This is a genomic window from Klebsiella sp. GFKo11 (assembly GCF_056490265.1).
On record NZ_CM151369.1, the window covers coordinates 3,727,252 to 3,745,982 of the forward strand.

Consider the following 18,731-nt stretch of genomic DNA (forward strand, 5'->3'; position numbering starts at 1 on the left):
TGTCGGGCATTTCGATGAAACGTGTTTCTCAATTGACCGCACTCGCCCTACTGATGGGGCTTGCTGCTACTTCCACCCTCGCCGCTGAAACCATGCCAACGCTCGCGCTTTCCACCCTGCAACAGCAGAATGGCGTCACCATTGATACCCGTCTCAGCGCTTTCTATAACGGTTGGCCGCAAAACGCCAACGGCACGCAAGGCCATGAGCCGCAGGCGCTGAATCTTTCCGCCAACTGGCTTAGCGCCATGAGCGACGAGCAAATCAGCGACTGGGCTAAGCAACATAATTTACAGGCGGCAACGCCGATTGCGCTGTACGGCAATGCGGACGACAACGCCAAAGTCGCAGCACGGCTTCAGTCCGCCGGATTTACCCATCTCAGCACGCTCGGCGATGCCCTGAGCCAGGCAGATCGTCTGCAAAAGCTGCCGCATTTTGAGCAACTGATTTATCCGCAGTGGCTGCACGACCTTCAGCAGGGTAAAAAGGTGACCGCCGCCCCTGCCGGACAATGGAAGGTGTTTGAAGCCGCCTGGGGCGCGCCGAAGTTTTATTTGCTCAACCATATTCCGGGTGCCGGTTATATCGACACCAACGAGGTTGAAAGCGAGCCGCTGTGGAATAAAGTCTCCGACGAGCAGCTTAAAGCGATGCTGGCAAAACACGGTATTCGCCATGACACCACGGTGATTCTGTACGGTCGAGACGTGTATGCCGCAGCCCGCGTGGCGCAGATCATGCTGTATGCTGGGGTAAAAGATGTGCGCCTGCTCGATGGCGGCTGGAAAACCTGGTCCGATGCCGGGCTGCCGGTCGAGCGCGGAACGCCGCCGAAACAGAAATCCGAGCCGGATTTCGGCACGACGATTCCGGGTCAGCCACAGCTGATGCTCAATACCGAACAGGCTCGCGCCCTTCTGCATCGTCAGGACGCTTCGCTGGTAAGCATTCGTTCCTGGCCGGAGTTTATTGGCACCACCAGCGGCTACAGCTACATCAAGCCGATGGGTGAGATTGCCGGCGCCCGCTGGGGCCACGCCGGAAGCGACTCTACCCATATGGAGGATTTCCATAACCCTGACGGTACCATGCGCAGCGCCGATGATATCGCCGCCATGTGGAAATCATGGAATATTCTGCCAAGCCAGCAGGTCTCTTTCTACTGCGGCACCGGCTGGCGCGCCTCAGAAACGTTTATGTACGCCCGGGCAATGGGCTGGCAAAACGTCTCGGTGTACGACGGCGGCTGGTACGAGTGGAGCAGTAATCCGAAAAACCCGGTTGAAACTGGCGATCGCAAACCGGAGTGATATCGTGGTTTTGATGCCGGGCGAGGGATTTGCCCGGCACGCTAATGATAAAGGACGATGAAATTGACCATTAATACCGATTATATCGAGAATCTTATTCTGACATTCATGGTGGTTTTACCCATTGTGGCCACCGTAGCTGTTGCATGGCAAACCTGGTATAAACATAAGTCCGATCCCGACACTTTCGGCAAACACTGGCGCGTATGGCGCAATGCAATCCTGACGATAGTTATTAGCGCTGTAGTAGGTTTTGGCCTGGTGCTGGCCAGTCTTACAAACTAATTCACTCCTGATTCGCCGTACCACCAGCGCTCTCATTTTCTTTTAGAGTCAGACACCCGCGTAAAGGTCGTCAGAACCCATAGCCCGGCTAAGCGCAGCGCGAGCCGGGTGGAAACAGCGCCAGCGAATCAGACTCAACACATTTCCCGGAGGCGATGCTACGCATCTGTCCGGGCTACCGGACCGCAGACGACGGTGAACCCGCCGCCCGGCATCAAACATGCTCACTAAACTCTCACCTGTTTAAGTGTTACATAACCACTCCACACCCGCGTAAAGGTCGTCAGCCAGCACAGCGCGCCAAAAATCCACGCCAACCAGGCAAACCATTCAGGGAACAGGCAGCCCAGCACAAACAGCGCAATGGTCTCCGTCCCCTCGGTCAAACCGCCAATGTAATAAAACGATTTATGGGCATAGCCAGGATTATCTATCTGATGCTTCGCCGCCAGCGCGGCAAAGGCCAGAAAGCTGCTGCCGGTACCGATAAAAGCAAACAGCAGCCAGCCGCCCGCCAACGCATTGTGCGTCGGATCGGCGAGGATAAAGCCAAACGGCACCAGCGCGTAAAACAGGAAATCGAGCGAAATATCCAGAAAGCCGCCCGCGTCGGTCAGCCCGCGCCTGCGGGCCAGCGCGCCGTCTAAACCGTCCAGCAGGCGGTTGAATACTATCGCCGCCAGCGCCGCCTGATACCAGCCCAGCGCCAGGAACGGCAGCGCCAGCACGCCAATCGCAAAACCAAACAACGTCAAGCCATCGGGAGAAATTGCAGGGCGATCCAGCAGCGCGGCGATGGCGTTGAGCACAGGTTTAAGTCGAGGATGTAAATGGCGGTCAAGCACGGAGTCTCTCCAGCGGGTTTAGGGTTGTTTGAACGGCAGGAAGGCGGTGATAATAGGCCATTATCCCGCACAGAGCGATGATTCACATGCTAAAAACCATTGATGTTGTTGCCGCCATTATCGAACGCAACGGGCAAATTTTGCTGGCACAGCGGCCTGCGCACGCCGACCAGCCGGGGATGTGGGAATTTGCCGGTGGTAAAGTCGAGTCAGGCGAAACACAAGCTCAGGCGCTGACCCGTGAGCTTCAGGAAGAACTCAGGATTGTCGCCCAACCGCAATGCTATATCGCCAGCCATCAGCGCGAAGTCTCCGCCCGCCTGATTCACCTTCACGCCTGGTGGGTCCCGCAATTTAGCGGCGAGCCAACAGCCCACTACCACAGCCAGCTACGCTGGTGCTCGCCGCAGGAAGCCTTAACCTTCAATCTTGCGCCAGCCGACATCCCCCTGCTGGAAGCCTTTATCGCCCAACGTGCATCTCTCCTTTCCCGCTAATTTTGTCAGGCTATTGTCATCGTTTTTGATTATGACCAAAGCCTAATTATAAATTTTGCTTTCTGGACAATTTTTCCTTGCTTAACTAACGATTCCCGGTGGTATAGTCGGAAAATCGGCCTTTTCAAGAGCCGAATCATAATAAATAAATGCAATCACAATCATAAGGGGAACTTATATCAATGGATCAGACGTGCACTCTGGAAGGTTTTCTCGCCCGCGTTCAACAGCGCGATCCAAATCAAACTGAATTTGCTCAGGCAGTCCGCGAGGTGATGACCACCCTGTGGCCTTTCCTTGAGGAAAATCCGCGCTATCGTCAGCTGAATTTGCTTGAACGTCTGGTTGAACCAGAGCGTGCTATCCAGTTCCGCGTTGTTTGGGTTGATGACCGTAATCAGGTTCAGGTTAACCGCGCATGGCGCGTGCAGTTCAACTCCGCTATCGGCCCGTACAAGGGCGGTATGCGTTTCCACCCATCGGTAAACCTGTCGATTCTGAAATTCCTCGGTTTTGAACAAACCTTCAAAAACGCCCTGACCACCCTGCCTATGGGCGGCGGTAAAGGCGGTAGCGACTTCGATCCTAAAGGCAAGAGCGATGGCGAAGTGATGCGTTTCTGCCAGGCGCTGATGACCGAACTGTATCGTCATCTTGGCCCGGATACCGACGTTCCGGCAGGTGATATCGGCGTAGGCGGTCGTGAAGTGGGCTTTATGGCCGGGATGATGCGCAAGCTCTCCAACAACAGCGCCTGTGTGTTCACTGGTAAAGGCCTCTCCTTCGGCGGCAGCCTGATTCGTCCGGAAGCAACCGGTTACGGCCTGATCTACTTTACCGAAGCAATGCTGAAACGCCACGGTTTGGGCTTTGAAGGCGCTCGCGTCGCAGTTTCCGGCTCGGGCAACGTCGCGCAATATGCCATTGAGAAAGCGATGGAGCTTGGCGCGCGCGTTATTACGGCTTCCGACTCTAACGGCACCGTGGTTGACGAAGCTGGCTTCACCAAAGAAAAACTGGCCCGCCTGATCGATATTAAAGAACGCAGCCATGGCCGCGTAGCCGATTACGCCCGCGAGTTCGGCCTGACCTATCTTGAAGGCAAGCAGCCGTGGGGCGTACAGGCAGATATCGCGCTGCCGTGCGCAACGCAGAACGAGCTGGACGTCGATGCTGCCCGTCAGCTGATTGCTAACGGCGTGAAGGCCGTCGCGGAAGGCGCCAACATGCCAACCACTATCGCGGCAACCGACCTATTCCTCGAAGCGGGCGTCCTGTTCGCGCCGGGTAAAGCGGCTAACGCCGGTGGCGTGGCAACCTCTGGCCTGGAAATGGCGCAGAACGCCGCGCGCATGGGCTGGAAAGCGGAGAAAGTTGACGCTCGCCTGCATCACATCATGCTGGACATCCACCACGCCTGTGTGGAATACGGCGGCGAGGCGAAGCAGACCAACTACGTTCGCGGCGCGAATATCGCCGGTTTCGTGAAGGTCGCTGACGCCATGCTGGCTCAGGGTGTGATTTAAGACATCGATAACGCCTCACCGAAACAGGTGGGGCGTTTCTTTTTTGTTACTTAACTTCTTTATGGCAATGGATAATAGCTACTTTCCAGCTCGCACTGGATTATTAATTGTTTTGCCCGCGCTTGCGCCTCTGCAATTTCCTCAGGTGACATCGCTCGCTTTATTCTCAACTTCATCCCTGCCGGGCCATAAATAAGCGCCCATGCCCATGCATCGGCATTGCTTTTCTCGGTCCCGCATCCACGGTGATACAGCGTAGAAAGCGCATCCTGAGCTTGTTTGTGCCCCCTGAGCGCTGCACGTGCGCACCAGGTAAAACCTTGTTTCTCATCCTTCTCCACGCCCTCGCCGCCTTCCAGATAGATCTTATGCAGCATAAATGCCGCATCGGTATCCTCGCCTTGTTCAAAGGCCTGCGTAAACCAGTAAACAGCCTGGCGATAATCAGAAAGGTGATTTTTATACAACTGCGCAAGGTTAAACTGGCTATCCTTATCGCCCTGTTCTGCCGCGAGCGTGTACCATTTGCATGCCTGATGGGAATCCTGATTCACACCATCTCCATCCTCAAACATAATGGCCACTCTATTTTGTGCTGCTGCGATCCCCTGTAATGCTGCGGCATGAAAATAATTAAAAGCCGTCTGGCTGTTTTTTCCTACACCAGTACCTTCCAGATAAAGCATCCCTAAACTATATTGCGCATGGCTGTAATTCTGTTCTGCCGCCAGATTTAACCAGTAAAAAGCCTGATGATAATCGCTATCGGAAATATAGCCAAAACGATGGATTTGACCAAGATAGAATTGAGATCGGCAGCAGTGGCTTTGCTCCGCGACCTTGTAAAACCATTCATAGGCCTGGACATAATCCTGTTGGTGATGCCTCTAATTAGTTGAATCTGATGTATAATGCGGGCTTTTGAGGTTCTTTCATGGCCAGCGTTAACATTCATTGTCCTCGTTGTCAGTCTGCACAGGTCTACCGCCATGGTCAGAACCCTAAAGGCCATGACAGATTTCGCTGCCGTGACTGCCACCGCGTTTTTCAGCTCACTTACACTTATGAGGCCCGTAAGCCGGGCATTAAAGAGCTGATCACTGAAATGGCCTTCAATGGCGCCGGGGTTCGCGATACCGCCAGAACACTGAAAATTGGCATTAACACCGTCATCCGGACTTTAAAAAACTCACGCCAAAGCGAATAACGTCTTCGCCCGTTGCTCATGCTGATGTGGCGCTTATCTGCGAACTTGATGAGCAATGGAGTTTCGTTGGCAGTAAAGCCCGGCAACACTGGCTCTGGTACGCGTATAACACCAAAACAGGGGGTGTACTGGCCTACACTTTTGGTCCCCGTACCGATGAAACCTGCCGGGAACTACTGGCACTGCTTACGCCATTCAACATCGGCATGATCACCAGCGACGACTGGGGCAGCTATGGCCGGGAGGTGCCGAAGGATAAGCATCTGACCGGAAAAATATTCACCCAACGGATTGAGCGCAATAACCTGACGCTGCGCACCCGCATTAAGCGCTTGGCTCGTAAAACAATCTGCTTCTCGCGTTCAGTAGAGATCCACGAAAAAGTCATCGGGACGTTTATTGAAAAACACATGTTCTACTAATTGGAAGCATCACCATCCTGTTCTACCCCCTGGCCATAATAATATTTATGCCCAAGCTCATATTGTGCGTCAGTGAAGCCTGCATGGGCTGATTTAAAACACCATGCAAAAGATTTAATATCATCAACGGCTACGCCCAAGCCATCCCGGTATAAGATGCTGAGATTATGTTGCGCAGCGCTTTCACCCTGGTCAGCGGCCTTGATATACCACACCCTGGCCTGGTGATAATCCTGCGCGACACCCCAGCCATGAAAGTACATGACCCCCAGATCACTTTGCGCGAAATCATAACCACTCTCTGCGCTTTTAACGCACCAGGCAAAAGCCTTAGCCAGATCCGCTTCAACGCCCGTTCCGTTACGTAACATCTTTGCCACTTCACGCTGTGACCAGTTATGTCCCTGTTCGGCGGCTTTCAGATACCACTCAAACGCCAACGTCTGATTCTGCTCGATACCGGAACCTGACTTATACATAAACCCCACAGTATATTGCGACTTATCATCGCCCTGCAGCGCGGCCTGCATAAACCATTTAAATGCTTCTTGCGCATTTGTCTCAACGCCAACGCCATCGCGATACAGGGTCCCAAGGTTGTGCTGGGCAGAAATATGCCCTGACTCCGCCGCGCGGGTAAACCAGTACGCCGCCTGGGTATCGTCTTTTTCGACATCCGCGCCAATAAAATATTTTTGTGCGAGCTGGTTATATGAAAAAACATGGCCTTGTTCTGCGGCGCTTAAATAGCTGCTAACCACCATTGATGATGCGTAGCAATTATTCAGTACGTTCAACGCATTAATTAGCTTGCGATAACTTTGTTTATGTACAGCGGCCAGTGCATGAAAACGGTCGGACAAAGACCACGCGCGGAGTTGTTTGTCCGGTTTATATGACCATTCAACCAATTCTGTGAGCTGACATAAAAACGGTGCAGACAGCGGAAGCTGATCAATCTGCATCAGCAGCGCAAAATCGAACCACTTCTTACTTTTCTCGTTATCCCGTAAGGAATAATAGCTATCTTTAATTTTATCGCCGCATTCAACTTCATCAATAGCCGACATCTCGGCAAAGAAATAAGGCGCAATCTCTTTTTCAATATTACGATACAGAATACAGCCTTCGTTTATCGCCGTCTGGATACTGGCCTGAGCGCCCCCCGCAACCAGATGCCAGCGAAAGGTTTTTGCCGCGGCTAATACCAGTAACGGGCGCGATATCTGGTGCAGGTTGACCAGCAGCGCCTCCTCAAAACGTATGCGCGATTTGAGGTCCAGAAGTTCGAGTTCATTCAAAGCGCTTTCTAGCTGCTTCTGCGCATTTTCCGGGAGCTTTTCATTCGCCAGAAACAGGCGCTCCAGAACATTTTGCCAGTTCAAAGACGCGCTCACCGCGCCCGGAGATCGGCGCTGGATTCGTATTCGTGGCTGAGGCATATCAACAATATCTTGACGAATATTGATATTATCCCGTTCGGTGTGTTCTTCTTCATCTGGAAAGACATCGTCCACCTCTTCCCAGCTCAGCGCCGCTTCATAGGCGTTACGTAGCCGCTGATACGCCTGCGGATCGTCCTCCGGACGATTGACCTTCACTAATTGCGCAAAGCGCCGCTTAATTTCACGCAGCTCGACTCCCGGCTCCAGGCCTAATATTTCCCAGCACGTCATACCTGCAAACCTCCCTTCCATGGCTCAGTACCTATACCTCGATATTACCGTATTTACCTTAACTGATATCTTCTAATATATTGATGAGCAATATCTTCCGCTTCAGCTAATTCTCTGGCGGATAATTTACGACGAATCTTGCCTTTATCTATTTCAGGATGTGGAGTCGACGAAATAATTATCCAGACCCAAGCCAAAATATAGTTAGTATCGGTTCCAAAACCGTTAGCATACATAAATGCAACCACCTCCTGAGCTCCTGCGTGATTGAGCTTAGCGGCTTTTTCATACCAAAATAAGCTGGAGCTGTAATCTTTTCCTATTATACCCTCCCCGCGCATGTAGATCTTCCCCAGCATGACTGCCGCATCAACGTTCTCCTGCTGCCCGGCAGCCGTAAACCAGAATATGGATTTCTGTATATCTCGGGGAACTCCAGTTCCTTCAAAATACATAAAGCCTAATTTAAACTGAGCATCGCCATATTCCTGCTCGGCCGATTGCATTAACCAATATTGCGCCTTTGCATAATCTGGCTGCATTATTTCATCATCACTGTATAGCTGCCCAAGATTATATTGGGCAATAGCATCTCCTTGCTCTGCGGATTTGGAGTACCATTCAATAATCATCTGATAATTTTGCTCAATGCCACGTCCGTGATAATACATCATTGCGACTTCATTCTGTGCAGGTGCATATCCTTGCCGTGCGGCTTTAAGAAAATAATCATAGGCCAATTGATAGTTAATCGGGCCAGACAGGCCATCACGATACAATATACCTAGATTATATTGGGCAACATCACAATGTTGCTCAGCGGCCAAAGTGAACCATCTCAACGCCTGCTGGTAATTTCGGCTGCCTGTTGTTTCGTTATAATACAACCAACCCAGATGGTTTTGGGCATGAGCAAATCCCTGCTGTGCCGCTTTCTGGAACCAATAAAATGCCTTTACATAATCTTGCATATCCGAGGTTTCGCAGATATAAATTCGACCAAGATCGTATTGTGCATAGACATTTTCTTGCACTGCACTCTTCATAAGCCAATAGATAACCTGTTGAAAATCCTGATTTGTCCCCTTACCTTCGCGGTAGCAAACGCCTAATGAATGCTGTGCATCGGCATGCCCCTGCTTTGCTGCACAGGAGAACCAGAAGAAAGCGCGATTATCATCCTGTTCGACATCTTCTCCCTGCTCATAGAGCAGTCCGAGGTTATAGCGTGATATCGCATGCTTTTGCTCCGCCGCTTTGGCATAACTCACTGATGTTTTCGATGTATGGTAAACGCCGTCGGCTGCGCTGATAGCAGCGCACAGTTTTTCATACCCCAGCGGGTGGATTATCTCTAACGCGTGAAAACGTTCAGAAAGCGACCAGCAACGAATGCTTTTATCTGGCTTAACTGACCATTCAAGCTTCTCAACTATAAAACCCAGAAATGCACTGGAGAGATCGTATCTGACGATTTGCATTAATACCGCTGCATCAAACCACGGTCTGTTTTCCGCATCATCAGCATAGTTCTGATAAATACGTTTAAGCCGATCGCCGCTTTCAATTTCATCAATAGCCGACATATCAGCAAAAAACAGCGGTGCAATTTCCGCTTCATTCAGTAACCAAAGCGTACGCTTGTCATTAATCGCGCAGCAGGCAGCCTGATGATTGCCCCCGGATGTCAAATACCATTTAAATTTTTCTGCCGCCGCCAGCGTCAGCAAAGGACGAAATACCCGACTCAAATTTAAAGCCAGATGTTCCTCAAACTGTAAACGTGCTTTCAGGTCGGAAGAAGAAAGCCTGGCGACAGCCTCAGTTAACTGGGCTTCAGCCTGCTGAGGCTTGCTCTCGTTGACTAAGAATAGATCGTCAAGCACGCTTTGCCAGCTTAGCGTCGCGCTTACCACGATGGGATTTTGATGATGGATGCGGGCTGATATATTTACTGTCGGAAATCTAATACGCGTGGGCGTGGCGCGCTTCGACACCGGCTCTTCATCGTCCCACACATCGCCATCTCTAATTGGATTCTCTTCACTAGATAGCGCCTGCTCGTAGGCATCGCGTAACCTCTGATAGACAACCGGATCGTCCTCCGGACGATTGACCTTCACTAACTGCGCAAAGCGGCGCTTAATTTCACGAGGCTCTGCTCCTGGCTCCAGGCCTAATATTTCCCAGCACGTCATCTCAGAACTCCTTTTCTTCTTTCATCTTTATTTAAGCTGAAATATCCGCCGATACCTTGCAGCCATCGCTTGCGCTTCCGTCATCTCCTCAGCGGATAATTTTTGCCGCACGGTTTCTTTATCGATATAGGGATTATCGCCTCCGGCAATAATGATCCACGCCCAGGCCTCAAGATAGCTCTGCTCTTTACCCGTCCCGAGGGCATACATCGCTGCAAATTTTCCCTGAGCCTGGACGGAACCTAATCTGGCCGCTTTTTCATACCAGTAGAAGGCATTATTTTGGTCTTTTTTTACACCATCTTTGCCGGCGGCATAAATCTCTGCGAGGATAAATGCCGCTTGCGCCACGCCCCGCTGACCCGATTCCGAAAACCAGTGAACCGCCTGCTCAATATCAGCGGCAATATGTTCACCGCGGTAATAAAGACACCCCAGCTCAAACATCGCCTCGCCAGATCCATGCTCCGCCGCTTTGCTGTACCAGGTCAATGCTTTTTGACGATCGGGGGGCGCTAATTCCCCTTCATTATAGATTTTACCTAACCAATATTGCGCGTCGCCGTTATTCTGCTCTGCGGCTTTGGTATACCAGACCAGCGCCTGCTGCACATCGCGTTCTACCGCTTGCCCATTGTAATACAGATGCGCCAGCTCAAGCTGCGCCGCGGTATTCCCCTGTAGCGCAGCCTGACGAAAAAGTCCAAATGCCCGCAGGCAATCCGTGTCGATACCGTCGCCGACAAGACAGATAACGCCTAGCGCATATTGCGCATAATCATCATTCTGTTCCGCCGCTCGGGAAAACCATAAAATTCCCTGCTGACGATTTCGGGTGACCCCAAAACCGCCTGTGTATAAACGACCCAGCGCATACTGCGCGCTCGCATGGCCTTGCTCCGCTGCCTTGCTGTACCATTGAAACGCTGCGTTGTTATTACGTTTTCGTTCATAAAGCTGGGCAAGATGATACTGAGCGGGCGCCAGTCCCTGCTCTGCGGCGCGTAGATACCAGTGCATAGCCTGCGACTCATCTTGCGGAACGCCAAAACCACCGTAATACATTTTTCCGATGGAAAAACAGGCTTCGATATCGCCCTGCTCAGCAGCTTTAAGACGCGCAGACAAGACTTTCGAGACGTGATAACCATCCGATTCCAGCTGAAGCGCGCGCACGACTTTTTGATACGCGGATTGGTGAATAGATGCCAGAGCACGGAATCGCTCATTCAGATTCCAGACCAGTACCGACTTTTCCTCATCTAAACTTTGGGCTCTCTGTATTTTCTCCGTCTGCGTCGTCCACCTGATTTTTTCACTTATCATGCCCAGATAATCAGCAGAGAGCACAAGCCCGGCTATTTTCAGCAGTACGGCGATATCAAACCATTGCAGGCTTTGCGCATCGTGCTCCAGTGCGGCAAAAATAGCGTAGAGCTTTTCGCCGCACTCTACTTCCTCAATGCAGCTCATGCCGTTAAAGAAAAGCGGCGCAATATCCCGCTCAATGCGCCGATAGATCAGGCAATGGTCATTAATGGTGTTTCGCGCACCAGTATCATCCTTATCCGTCACCAGATGCCATTTAAACTTTTCCGCCGCCGTCAGCATCAACAAAGGACGATGGTCCCGCGCCAGCTTTGCCATCAGAGTGGTTTCAAACTGTAGCCGGGATTGCAGGTCAAATGCGACGAGATCCACCAGCGCCCGCTCCAGCTGCAAGTCGACAGCTTCCGGGAGGTGTTTATTTTCCACCAACAGAGCCTCCAGCACGTCAGCCCAGCCATTCTCCCGGGTAACCGGAGGTGGTGGGCTAACGGGCGTGACGCGCGGCAAAACAACCGGTCTGACGCCCGCGGTAGTGCAAGGTTCAACGTGTGGCTGCGAGCTGTGATCATCCGTACAAGCCAGCGCCTGCTCGTAGGCATCGCGTAATCTCTGATAGACAGCCGGATCGTCCTCAGGGCGGTTAACCTTTACCAACTGCGCAAAGCGGCGCTTAATTTCGCGCGCCCCGGTTCCCGGCTCCAGGCCTAATATTTGCCAGCAGTTCATAGCAGGCGGTCCGTATCTATACCGTCGAGAATTTGATTAACCTGTTCGCGGAAGGCGATGATCTGATCGTTTTCCTGCTTTTCCAACAGATAGCTGAACTTCCGCGAGCACTCGCTGACCCATTCACGTGCATCGCCAAGGCTCAACTGATAGAGATGATCGAGACGGGCCATCAGCGCCTGGTTCGCCTGTTCATCGCGTGGGTGAATTTTCAGCGTGCTGAGTTTGGCCTGCGACTGTTGGATCTGATCTTCCGTCAAAGTGCCCGGATGCTGTTGAATAAGCAGACTGCTGCGGTTGCCGGTTAACGGTACATGAATATCAACATCGAGCAGCCCGTTAATATCGTAGGTAAAACGAACTTGTATTTCCACCTGCCCCGCCGGTTTTGGCGGCACGGCAATAGACATTTCGGCCAGAAAGATATTGTCCTCCACCATCCGGCTCTCGCCCTGGTAGATTTTAAAATCCACATTAGTCTGGTCGTCATTAACGGTATAAAAATTCCGCACCCGACTACAGGGGATGCTACGGTTGCGCTCAATAATTGGCGCAAAGTAGCCCGACTCTCGCGTGTGACCCAGCGACCTTGAGGTATCGACGCCCAGGGTGTAAGGGCAAACATCAGTGACCACCACATCCTCAAGTTCACTATTGCGCATCTTGAGCGCGGCCTGAATCGCCACCCCCTGCGCTATCACCTCATCCGGATTCAGATGCATTGCCGGCAGACGGCCAAAGAGCTGCGCCACCAGCTTGCGGATAAGCGGCATACGCGTCGTTCCGCCTACCAGAACAATCTGGTCCAGCTGCGAGATATCCAGCCGGGCATCACGAATCGCCATTTCCAGAGGTTCCCGAATGCGGGCGAAAAAAGATTCCAGCAGCAATTCAAAATCCGCCTCGGTAATTTGCCACTGATAACGCTCACTCTCGATTTCCACGCTGAAAACCGCCGTTTCACGCAGGCTCAGTGCCCGCTTAACCCGTTCGGCTTCTACTCGTAGCTGCCGTTGTAGAGTCGGCTCCCGCCATTCGATCTCTTCCGGGAATTCCTGCTGATGGCGAAAGGCCTCGACCAGAATATCCACGATATCCTCACCGCCGAGGAAGTTATCCCCGGCGCTGGCGCGCACTTCCATAATATTGTCGAATAATTCCAGAATAGAGACGTCGAACGTACCGCCGCCCAGGTCGAAGACTAAAAACTGATGTTCATCTTCCTGATTGTGTAAGCCATAGGCCAGCGCGGCAGCAGTCGGCTCGTTAATTAAGCGCTCAACGGTCAACCCGGCCATGCTGGCGGCGATTTTGGTCGCTTTACGCTGCACGTCACTAAAGTAGGCAGGAACACTAATCACCGCCTCCGTCACCGGTTCGCCCAAAAAATTCTCGGCATCTTCTTTTAGCTGACGCAATACCAGTGAGGAAAGCTCCTCCGGGCGAAACGCCTGTTTCCCCAGCATAATGGTCTGCGAGGTGCCCATAATCCGCTTGAAGTTCGCCGCGCAGTTTGTCGGGCGCACCAGTTGCAGGTCGCGGGCCGCCTCGCCCACCAGCACCATGCCGTCATCATCGACGCTCACCACACTGGGGGTGAGCAATTTACCCAACGCATTGGGAATTAATACCGCTTTTCCCTCCTGCCAGACCGCAACCAAACTGTTTGTTGTACCTAAATCTATTCCAATAATCATTTATCATCCCTGTTTATATAGACCAGAAAAAGTTTGTCAGCGCTAAATACTAATCCATCATAAAGTTTTTGAGAATAAACTAAAGCATTTGGCAATGACTAACCTTTAATTCTACACATAAGAACCCAGGCAATAGAAAACCGACCATTTAATATATTAACGAGAAGAATATATCATTAAGAATAGTAATTTGAAGTTGAGGGAAGTGAATATTTAAAAATGGGGCATTTTACAAATTGGATGCTATTTTGGTCTCTGTTTTCCGCCCCGGCGATTTACACCTTCCCGGGGCAGAAAACTCACGCAGTTGCCTCTCCGCCCGCCTCATCTGCTGGCCGTGATTTTTTCGCCGTACGTTTACGCGGAGCGCTCTTCTTCTTGCCGTCGCCCGGCGCGACAATGCCGCGGAAGCGGCGAACCGGGGTACTACGCGCCTGGTCGATAAGCTGGAACAGCGTGCCTACCAGCGGTTGCATAAAGTCCTGATAGCGGCACTGCTTTTCGCTGATTTGCGTCAGGATCGACTCCCAGTGGGCAGTCATATCCGGACGGGTTGCCATTTCGGGCAGCGAATGGAACAGCGCCTTCCCGGCATCGGTTGAGTGAATATAGCGCCCCTTCTTGGTCAAGAAACCGCGCTTAAACAGCAGCTCGATAATCCCGGCGCGGGTTGCTTCCGTACCCAGACCGTCAGTCGCGCGCAGGATCTTCTTCAGATCCTTATCCTGCACGAAGCGGGCAATCCCGGTCATCGCCGACAAAATCGTCGCATCGGTGAAATGACGCGGCGGCTGGGTCTGACGCTCCACGACTTCGCCCTTTTCGCACAGCAGCTCGTCGTTTTTCGCGACTATCGGCAGCGGCGTCCCGTCGTTTTCCTCATCGCGCTCTTTATTGCCCAGCAGCGTTCGCCAACCAGCTTCCGCCAGGAAACGGGCTTTGGCGATAAATTTGCCGTTGGCGATATCGAGATCGATCTGGCATTTGCGAAACACCGCATCCGGGCAAAACTGCATCAGGTACTGACGAGCAACCAGGCCGTAGACCTTTTCCTCGTTGTCGCTGAGCTTAACCTGCGAACTGCGCGCGGTGGGAATAATGGCATGGTGCGCATCGACCTTTTTATCATCCCAGCAGCGATTGCGGATCTCCGGGTCCACTACCGGCTGCGGCAGCAGGTCTGCCGCGTGCACGCTAATGGCGTTAAGCACCGCATGACGACCGGCAAAATGCTCCTCCGGCAGATAGCGGCTATCCGAACGCGGATAGGTAATGAGTTTGTGGGTTTCATACAGCTTCTGGCAGATATCCAGCACGTTCTGCGCGCTAAAACCAAAGCGCTTCGCGGCTTCAATCTGTAGCGCGGAAAGCGAGAAAGGTAGCGGCGCAGGCTCGGAATCCCGCTTGTCGTTATAAGCGGTAACCGTCGCCGGTTGGCCTTCAATACGCTTAACAACGTGTTCGGCAAGCGGACGATGAAGCAAGCGCCCCTCTTCGTCCTGATATGACTCACAGGCTTCGCTTGGCACCCAGTTAGCGACAAAGCGTTCATCCTTCGGCGTGACGATATGCGCCTTCACGTCGAAGAAATCTTTAGCGACGAAGTTTTCAATCTCTTCATCGCGGCGCACCACCAGGCCAAGCACCGGGGTCTGCACGCGCCCGACGGATAACACGCCCTGATAACCCGCGTTACGCCCGAGAATAGTATAGGCACGAGTCATGTTGATCCCGTACAACCAGTCGGCGCGGGCGCGGGCCAGCGCCGAGACGCACAGCGGAATAAATTCACTGTTGGCACGCAGGCGGTTTATCGCCCGCTCCACCGCCTGCGGGTTAAGGTCGTTAATCAGGCAGCGCTGTACCTGCTGGCGCTTTTCCGGCGCCAGTTGCAGATAATCCAGTACCTCATCTACCAACAGTTGACCTTCCCTGTCCGGGTCACCCGCGTGAATCACTTCCTGGGCATCGCCGAGCAAGCGCTTAATCACGTTAAGCTGTTTGGTCACAGATGGTTTGGGTTGAAGCTGCCACTTCTCAGGCACAATGGGCAGGTCGAGCAGGTTCCAGCGCGCATAGCGCCCGTCATAGACGTCAGGCTGCGCCTGCTCCAGCAGGTGGCCGATACACCAGGTGACCACCTGTCCGTTACCGCACTCAATATAGCCGTCGCCTTTACGATGTGGTTTTGGCAGCACCTCAGCGATGGCGCGACCGAGACTTGGTTTTTCCGCAATAAACAGCCGCATGAAATCAACGGATCTCGATCATTGGGCGACCGCCGCGGGCGGTGACCAGCTCGCCGATGGCGGCAAGCGTAATACCATACTCAGCCGCCGCGGCCTGAACCTCAGCTTCCGCATCCGGCGTTACCGCCAGCAACAGACCGCCGGAGGTTTGCGGGTCGCACAGCAAATCGCGCCACTCTGGCGGCATTTCGCCCATCAGATGACCGTAGCTGGCAAAGTTACGCCCGGTACCGCCCGGGACCGCGCCCGCTGCAATATACGCTTCCACACCGGGTAGTTTCGGGATATCGGCGTAAGTTAGCTGCGCCTGTACGCCCGCGCCACGGCACACTTCGCTCAGGTGGCCAAGCAGCCCAAAGCCGGTGACGTCGGTCATCGCTTTTACGCCTTCAATATTGGCAAACGCTGAACCAACGAGGTTCATCTGACACATGGTTTCCGTCGCCAGCCCCTGATGCTCAGGCTTCAATAGCGATTTTTTCTCGGCGGTAGTCAGCACGCCGATACCCAGCGGTTTAGTGAGATACAGTTTGCAGCCTGCCTGAGCGGTGCTGTTTTTCTTCACCCGCTCGGTCGGCACCACGCCGGTCACCGCGAGGCCGAAAATAGGTTCCGGAGCATCAATCGAGTGGCCGCCCGCAAGGGCAATACCCGCCTGCTGGCAAGCAAAGCGCCCGCCATCGACGACCTGACGGGCGATTTCCGGTGCCAGGGTATTAATCGGCCAGCCGAGAATGGCAATCGCCATGATCGGTTTACCGCCCATCGCGAAAATATCGCTGATGGCGTTGGTCGCGGCAATGCGTCCGAAGTCGAACGGGCTATCGACGATCGGCATAAAAAAGTCGGTGGTGCTGACAATTGACGTGCCGTTGCCGAGGTCATAGACGGCGGCATCATCGCTGGTCTCATTGCCCACCAGCAGGTTCGGGTCGATAAACTTCGCCCGGTCACTCTGCAGAATCGTTTCCAACACTTTAGGGGAAATTTTACACCCGCAACCGGCTCCGTGGCTGTATTGCGTTAAACGAATAGCTTGCTCGCTCATGGACATCTCCTGTCATTGCAATCCCGCTATGGTAGCGCCCAAATGCCAAGGTGATAAGTACGACAGTCCTAAATCGCGCATAGTTGCTCATTAAGCAGACAAAAAACCGATTTTGCGATACAGAACCCTTTTTTTAACGCCATTTTAACCTTTACTAAAAGATGACAGAAATGTGACAAAAATAGTTCTGTTTCATCTGGACATATAACAACGTAAGGAAATTTTAATGAAAAAGCGCGTTCTCGCCCTTTGCCTGGCCAGTTTCTTCTCCATTAACGCTTTCGCCCTGGCTCCAGCCGGTAACGACGTCACCACTAAACCCGATCTCTACTATCTGACCAATGCCCAGGCCATTGATAGCCTGGCGCTGCTGCCACCGCCACCGGAAGTAGGAAGCATCGCATTTTTAAACGATCAGGCGATGTATGAAAAAGGCCGTCTACTGCGCGGCACCGAGCGCGGTAAATTAGCCGTGGAAGACGCAAACCTAAGCGGCGGCGGCGTGGCCAATGCCTTCTCCGGCGCCTTCGGCTCGCCCATCACCGCGAAAGATGCGCCGGAGCTGCATAAGTTACTGACCAATATGATTGAAGATGCTGGTGACCTGGCGACGCGCGGCGCAAAAGAGAAGTATATGCGCATTCGGCCATTTGCGTTTTATGGTGTCGCCACCTGCAACACCACCGAGCAGGATGCGCTGTCGAAAAATGGTTCCTATCCTTCCGGGCATACGTCTATCGGTTGGGCAACGGCGCTGGTGCTGGCTGAGGTCAATCCACAGCGGCAAAACGAAATTCTTAAACGCGGATTTGAGCTGGGTGAGAGCCGGGTCATTTGCGGTTATCACTGGCAGAGCGACGTAGACGCGGCGCGGATTGTCGGCTCAGCAGTGGTCGCCACGCTGCATACTAATCCGGCCTTCCAGCAACAGTTGCAGAAAGCGAAAGACGAATTCGCTCAACAGCAGAAGTAACTTCGTCGCCGTTGGAGCCCCGGAGGCGGCGCTTGACGCGCCTTGTCCGGGTTACGGACTCAAAGCACAGGCCGGGTCAGGCGCTAGCCGCCACCCGGTCTGACTCAGAAGCGCGTCACAAACGGTGCGGTGTCCGGCAGCGCTATGTTGGTTGAAGCTTTGAGCTGCGGCGTGCCCAGATAGAGAAAACCGACTATTTTATCCTGCTCACGGCAGGAAAATCCTTCGCGCACCACCGGGCTCTCGGTTAATGCACCGCTGCGCCAAATGCCGTTAAAGCCCTGTGCGACGGCCGTCATCTGCATGGCCATCACCGCGCAGCCCGCCGACATCTCCTGCTCCCATTTCGGCACCTTTGGATGATCTTCGCAGCGTGCCACTACGGTAATAATCAGCGGTGCACGAAACGGCGCGCTGCGGGCTTTTTCAATCGCCTTCTCATCTGCCCCTGCCGCCACCGCACCTTTTTCCAGTAGCTGGCTAAAGCGCTCACGCCCTTCATCGGCAATAATAAAGAAGCGCCACGGCTGTAGCGTCCCATGGTCCGGCGCACGCAAGCCTGCACGGAGAATATTTTCCAACTGCTCACCCGCCGGAGCCGGGTCGGTCAGACGTGAAGCGCTGCGGCGATTAACCAGTAGTTCGAGAGCATCCATCTGTATAACTCCTGTGATGTGATTTTTCATAAAATTAACATGCGCAAGGATTTTGTTACAGCCCAACGGGTGATTCCTGCTGAC

At 53.1% G+C, this 18,731-nt stretch carries 15 protein-coding genes; 6 read left to right on the top strand and 9 right to left on the bottom strand.

Going from position 1 to position 18,731, the window contains the following annotated elements; translation table 11 throughout:
• The first annotated feature begins 14 nt into the window (after window positions 1-14).
• Together AC07P6_RS18130 and AC07P6_RS18135 are read left to right on the top strand one after the other, a co-directional pair.
• Window positions 15-1,313, top strand: a complete 1,299-nt coding sequence (locus AC07P6_RS18130; RefSeq protein WP_434659147.1) for a sulfurtransferase — start codon at window positions 15-17, stop codon at window positions 1,311-1,313.
• A gap of 57 nt (window positions 1,314-1,370) precedes the next feature.
• The gene (locus tag AC07P6_RS18135) at window positions 1,371-1,598 is read left to right on the top strand and encodes a hypothetical protein (protein ID WP_434659148.1); all 228 of its coding nucleotides are present in this window, start codon (window positions 1,371-1,373) and stop codon (window positions 1,596-1,598) included.
• Between the two features lie 227 nt (window positions 1,599-1,825).
• Here AC07P6_RS18135 and AC07P6_RS18140 read toward each other — a convergent pair whose 3' ends face one another.
• Window positions 1,826-2,443, bottom strand: coding sequence for a CDP-alcohol phosphatidyltransferase family protein (locus tag AC07P6_RS18140; RefSeq protein WP_478314042.1), 618 nt, complete (start codon window positions 2,441-2,443; stop codon window positions 1,826-1,828).
• An 86-nt stretch (window positions 2,444-2,529) separates the two neighbouring features.
• On the opposite strand from AC07P6_RS18140, the gene AC07P6_RS18145 reads away from it, so the two are divergent.
• Together AC07P6_RS18145 and gdhA are read left to right on the top strand one after the other, a co-directional pair.
• The gene (locus AC07P6_RS18145; RefSeq protein WP_478314044.1) at window positions 2,530-2,940 is read left to right on the top strand and encodes a pyrimidine (deoxy)nucleoside triphosphate diphosphatase; all 411 of its coding nucleotides are present in this window, start codon (window positions 2,530-2,532) and stop codon (window positions 2,938-2,940) included.
• A gap of 182 nt (window positions 2,941-3,122) precedes the next feature.
• The gene (gene gdhA, locus AC07P6_RS18150; RefSeq protein ID WP_110273561.1) at window positions 3,123-4,466 is read left to right on the top strand and encodes an NADP-specific glutamate dehydrogenase; all 1,344 of its coding nucleotides are present in this window, start codon (window positions 3,123-3,125) and stop codon (window positions 4,464-4,466) included.
• A 59-nt stretch (window positions 4,467-4,525) separates the two neighbouring features.
• Here the strand turns inward: gdhA and AC07P6_RS18155 are convergent, their stop codons facing one another.
• Complete coding sequence (locus tag AC07P6_RS18155) at window positions 4,526-5,152, bottom strand: tetratricopeptide repeat protein (RefSeq protein ID WP_478314046.1); 627 nt, start codon at window positions 5,150-5,152, stop codon at window positions 4,526-4,528.
• Between the two features lie 248 nt (window positions 5,153-5,400).
• Here AC07P6_RS18155 and AC07P6_RS18160 point away from each other — a divergent pair.
• A protein-coding gene (locus AC07P6_RS18160; protein WP_087786203.1) for an IS1-like element IS1N family transposase occupies window positions 5,401-6,095 on the top strand; the annotation gives its coding sequence in 2 pieces (ribosomal slippage) (window positions 5,401-5,647 and window positions 5,647-6,095; 696 coding nt in all).
• Here AC07P6_RS18160 and AC07P6_RS18165 read toward each other — a convergent pair.
• From AC07P6_RS18165 to selD, 6 genes are all read right to left on the bottom strand, one after another.
• Entirely contained in the window at window positions 6,092-7,771 is a 1,680-nt protein-coding gene (locus tag AC07P6_RS18165; RefSeq protein ID WP_478314047.1) for a J domain-containing protein, read from the bottom strand. The two genes, AC07P6_RS18160 and AC07P6_RS18165, sit on opposite strands and share 4 nt — an antisense overlap.
• A 53-nt stretch (window positions 7,772-7,824) precedes the next feature.
• Window positions 7,825-9,969 (bottom strand): hypothetical protein, encoded by a 2,145-nt coding sequence (locus AC07P6_RS18170; protein WP_478314049.1) that lies wholly within the window; start codon window positions 9,967-9,969, stop codon window positions 7,825-7,827.
• A 27-nt stretch (window positions 9,970-9,996) separates the two neighbouring features.
• Window positions 9,997-12,024 carry a J domain-containing protein gene (locus AC07P6_RS18175; protein ID WP_478314050.1) on the bottom strand — a complete coding sequence of 676 codons (2,028 nt, stop codon included), beginning with the start codon at window positions 12,022-12,024 and terminating at the stop codon, window positions 9,997-9,999.
• A complete protein-coding gene (locus AC07P6_RS18180) occupies window positions 12,021-13,721 on the bottom strand; it encodes an Hsp70 family protein (RefSeq protein WP_478314052.1) in 1,701 nt (566 codons plus the stop codon). Before AC07P6_RS18180 ends, AC07P6_RS18175 begins: the two co-directional genes overlap by 4 nt.
• A gap of 299 nt (window positions 13,722-14,020) precedes the next feature.
• Window positions 14,021-15,970: a DNA topoisomerase III gene (locus AC07P6_RS18185; protein ID WP_478314054.1), complete on the bottom strand. Its 1,950-nt coding sequence runs from the start codon at window positions 15,968-15,970 to the stop codon at window positions 14,021-14,023.
• Window positions 15,971-15,974: 4 nt separating this feature from the next.
• Window positions 15,975-17,018: a selenide, water dikinase SelD gene (gene selD / locus AC07P6_RS18190; RefSeq protein WP_434659154.1), complete on the bottom strand. Its 1,044-nt coding sequence runs from the start codon at window positions 17,016-17,018 to the stop codon at window positions 15,975-15,977.
• Window positions 17,019-17,244: 226 nt separating this feature from the next.
• Here selD and phoC point away from each other — a divergent pair, with 226 nt between their 5' ends.
• Complete coding sequence (gene phoC, locus AC07P6_RS18195) at window positions 17,245-17,991, top strand: acid phosphatase PhoC (protein WP_478314056.1); 747 nt, start codon at window positions 17,245-17,247, stop codon at window positions 17,989-17,991.
• Window positions 17,992-18,095: 104 nt separating this feature from the next.
• Here phoC and AC07P6_RS18200 read toward each other — a convergent pair whose 3' ends face one another.
• Complete coding sequence (locus AC07P6_RS18200) at window positions 18,096-18,647, bottom strand: NAD(P)H nitroreductase (RefSeq protein ID WP_478314058.1); 552 nt, start codon at window positions 18,645-18,647, stop codon at window positions 18,096-18,098.
• Between the last annotated feature and the right edge of the window lie 84 nt (window positions 18,648-18,731).

Coding starts and splice junctions, on each gene's coding strand:
- AC07P6_RS18130 (WP_434659147.1), top strand. CDS start 15: ATGAAACGTGTTTCTCAATTGACCGCACTCGCCCTACTGATGGGGCTT.
- AC07P6_RS18135 (WP_434659148.1), top strand. CDS start 1,371: ATGAAATTGACCATTAATACCGATTATATCGAGAATCTTATTCTGACA.
- AC07P6_RS18145 (WP_478314044.1), top strand. CDS start 2,530: ATGCTAAAAACCATTGATGTTGTTGCCGCCATTATCGAACGCAACGGG.
- gdhA (WP_110273561.1), top strand. CDS start 3,123: ATGGATCAGACGTGCACTCTGGAAGGTTTTCTCGCCCGCGTTCAACAG.
- AC07P6_RS18155 (WP_478314046.1), bottom strand. CDS start 5,152: ATGCTTTATCTGGAAGGTACTGGTGTAGGAAAAAACAGCCAGACGGCT.
- AC07P6_RS18165 (WP_478314047.1), bottom strand. CDS start 7,771: ATGACGTGCTGGGAAATATTAGGCCTGGAGCCGGGAGTCGAGCTGCGT.
- AC07P6_RS18170 (WP_478314049.1), bottom strand. CDS start 9,969: ATGACGTGCTGGGAAATATTAGGCCTGGAGCCAGGAGCAGAGCCTCGT.
- AC07P6_RS18175 (WP_478314050.1), bottom strand. CDS start 12,024: ATGAACTGCTGGCAAATATTAGGCCTGGAGCCGGGAACCGGGGCGCGC.
- AC07P6_RS18180 (WP_478314052.1), bottom strand. CDS start 13,721: ATGATTATTGGAATAGATTTAGGTACAACAAACAGTTTGGTTGCGGTC.
- AC07P6_RS18185 (WP_478314054.1), bottom strand. CDS start 15,970: ATGCGGCTGTTTATTGCGGAAAAACCAAGTCTCGGTCGCGCCATCGCT.
- selD (WP_434659154.1), bottom strand. CDS start 17,018: ATGAGCGAGCAAGCTATTCGTTTAACGCAATACAGCCACGGAGCCGGT.
- phoC (WP_478314056.1), top strand. CDS start 17,245: ATGAAAAAGCGCGTTCTCGCCCTTTGCCTGGCCAGTTTCTTCTCCATT.
- AC07P6_RS18200 (WP_478314058.1), bottom strand. CDS start 18,647: ATGGATGCTCTCGAACTACTGGTTAATCGCCGCAGCGCTTCACGTCTG.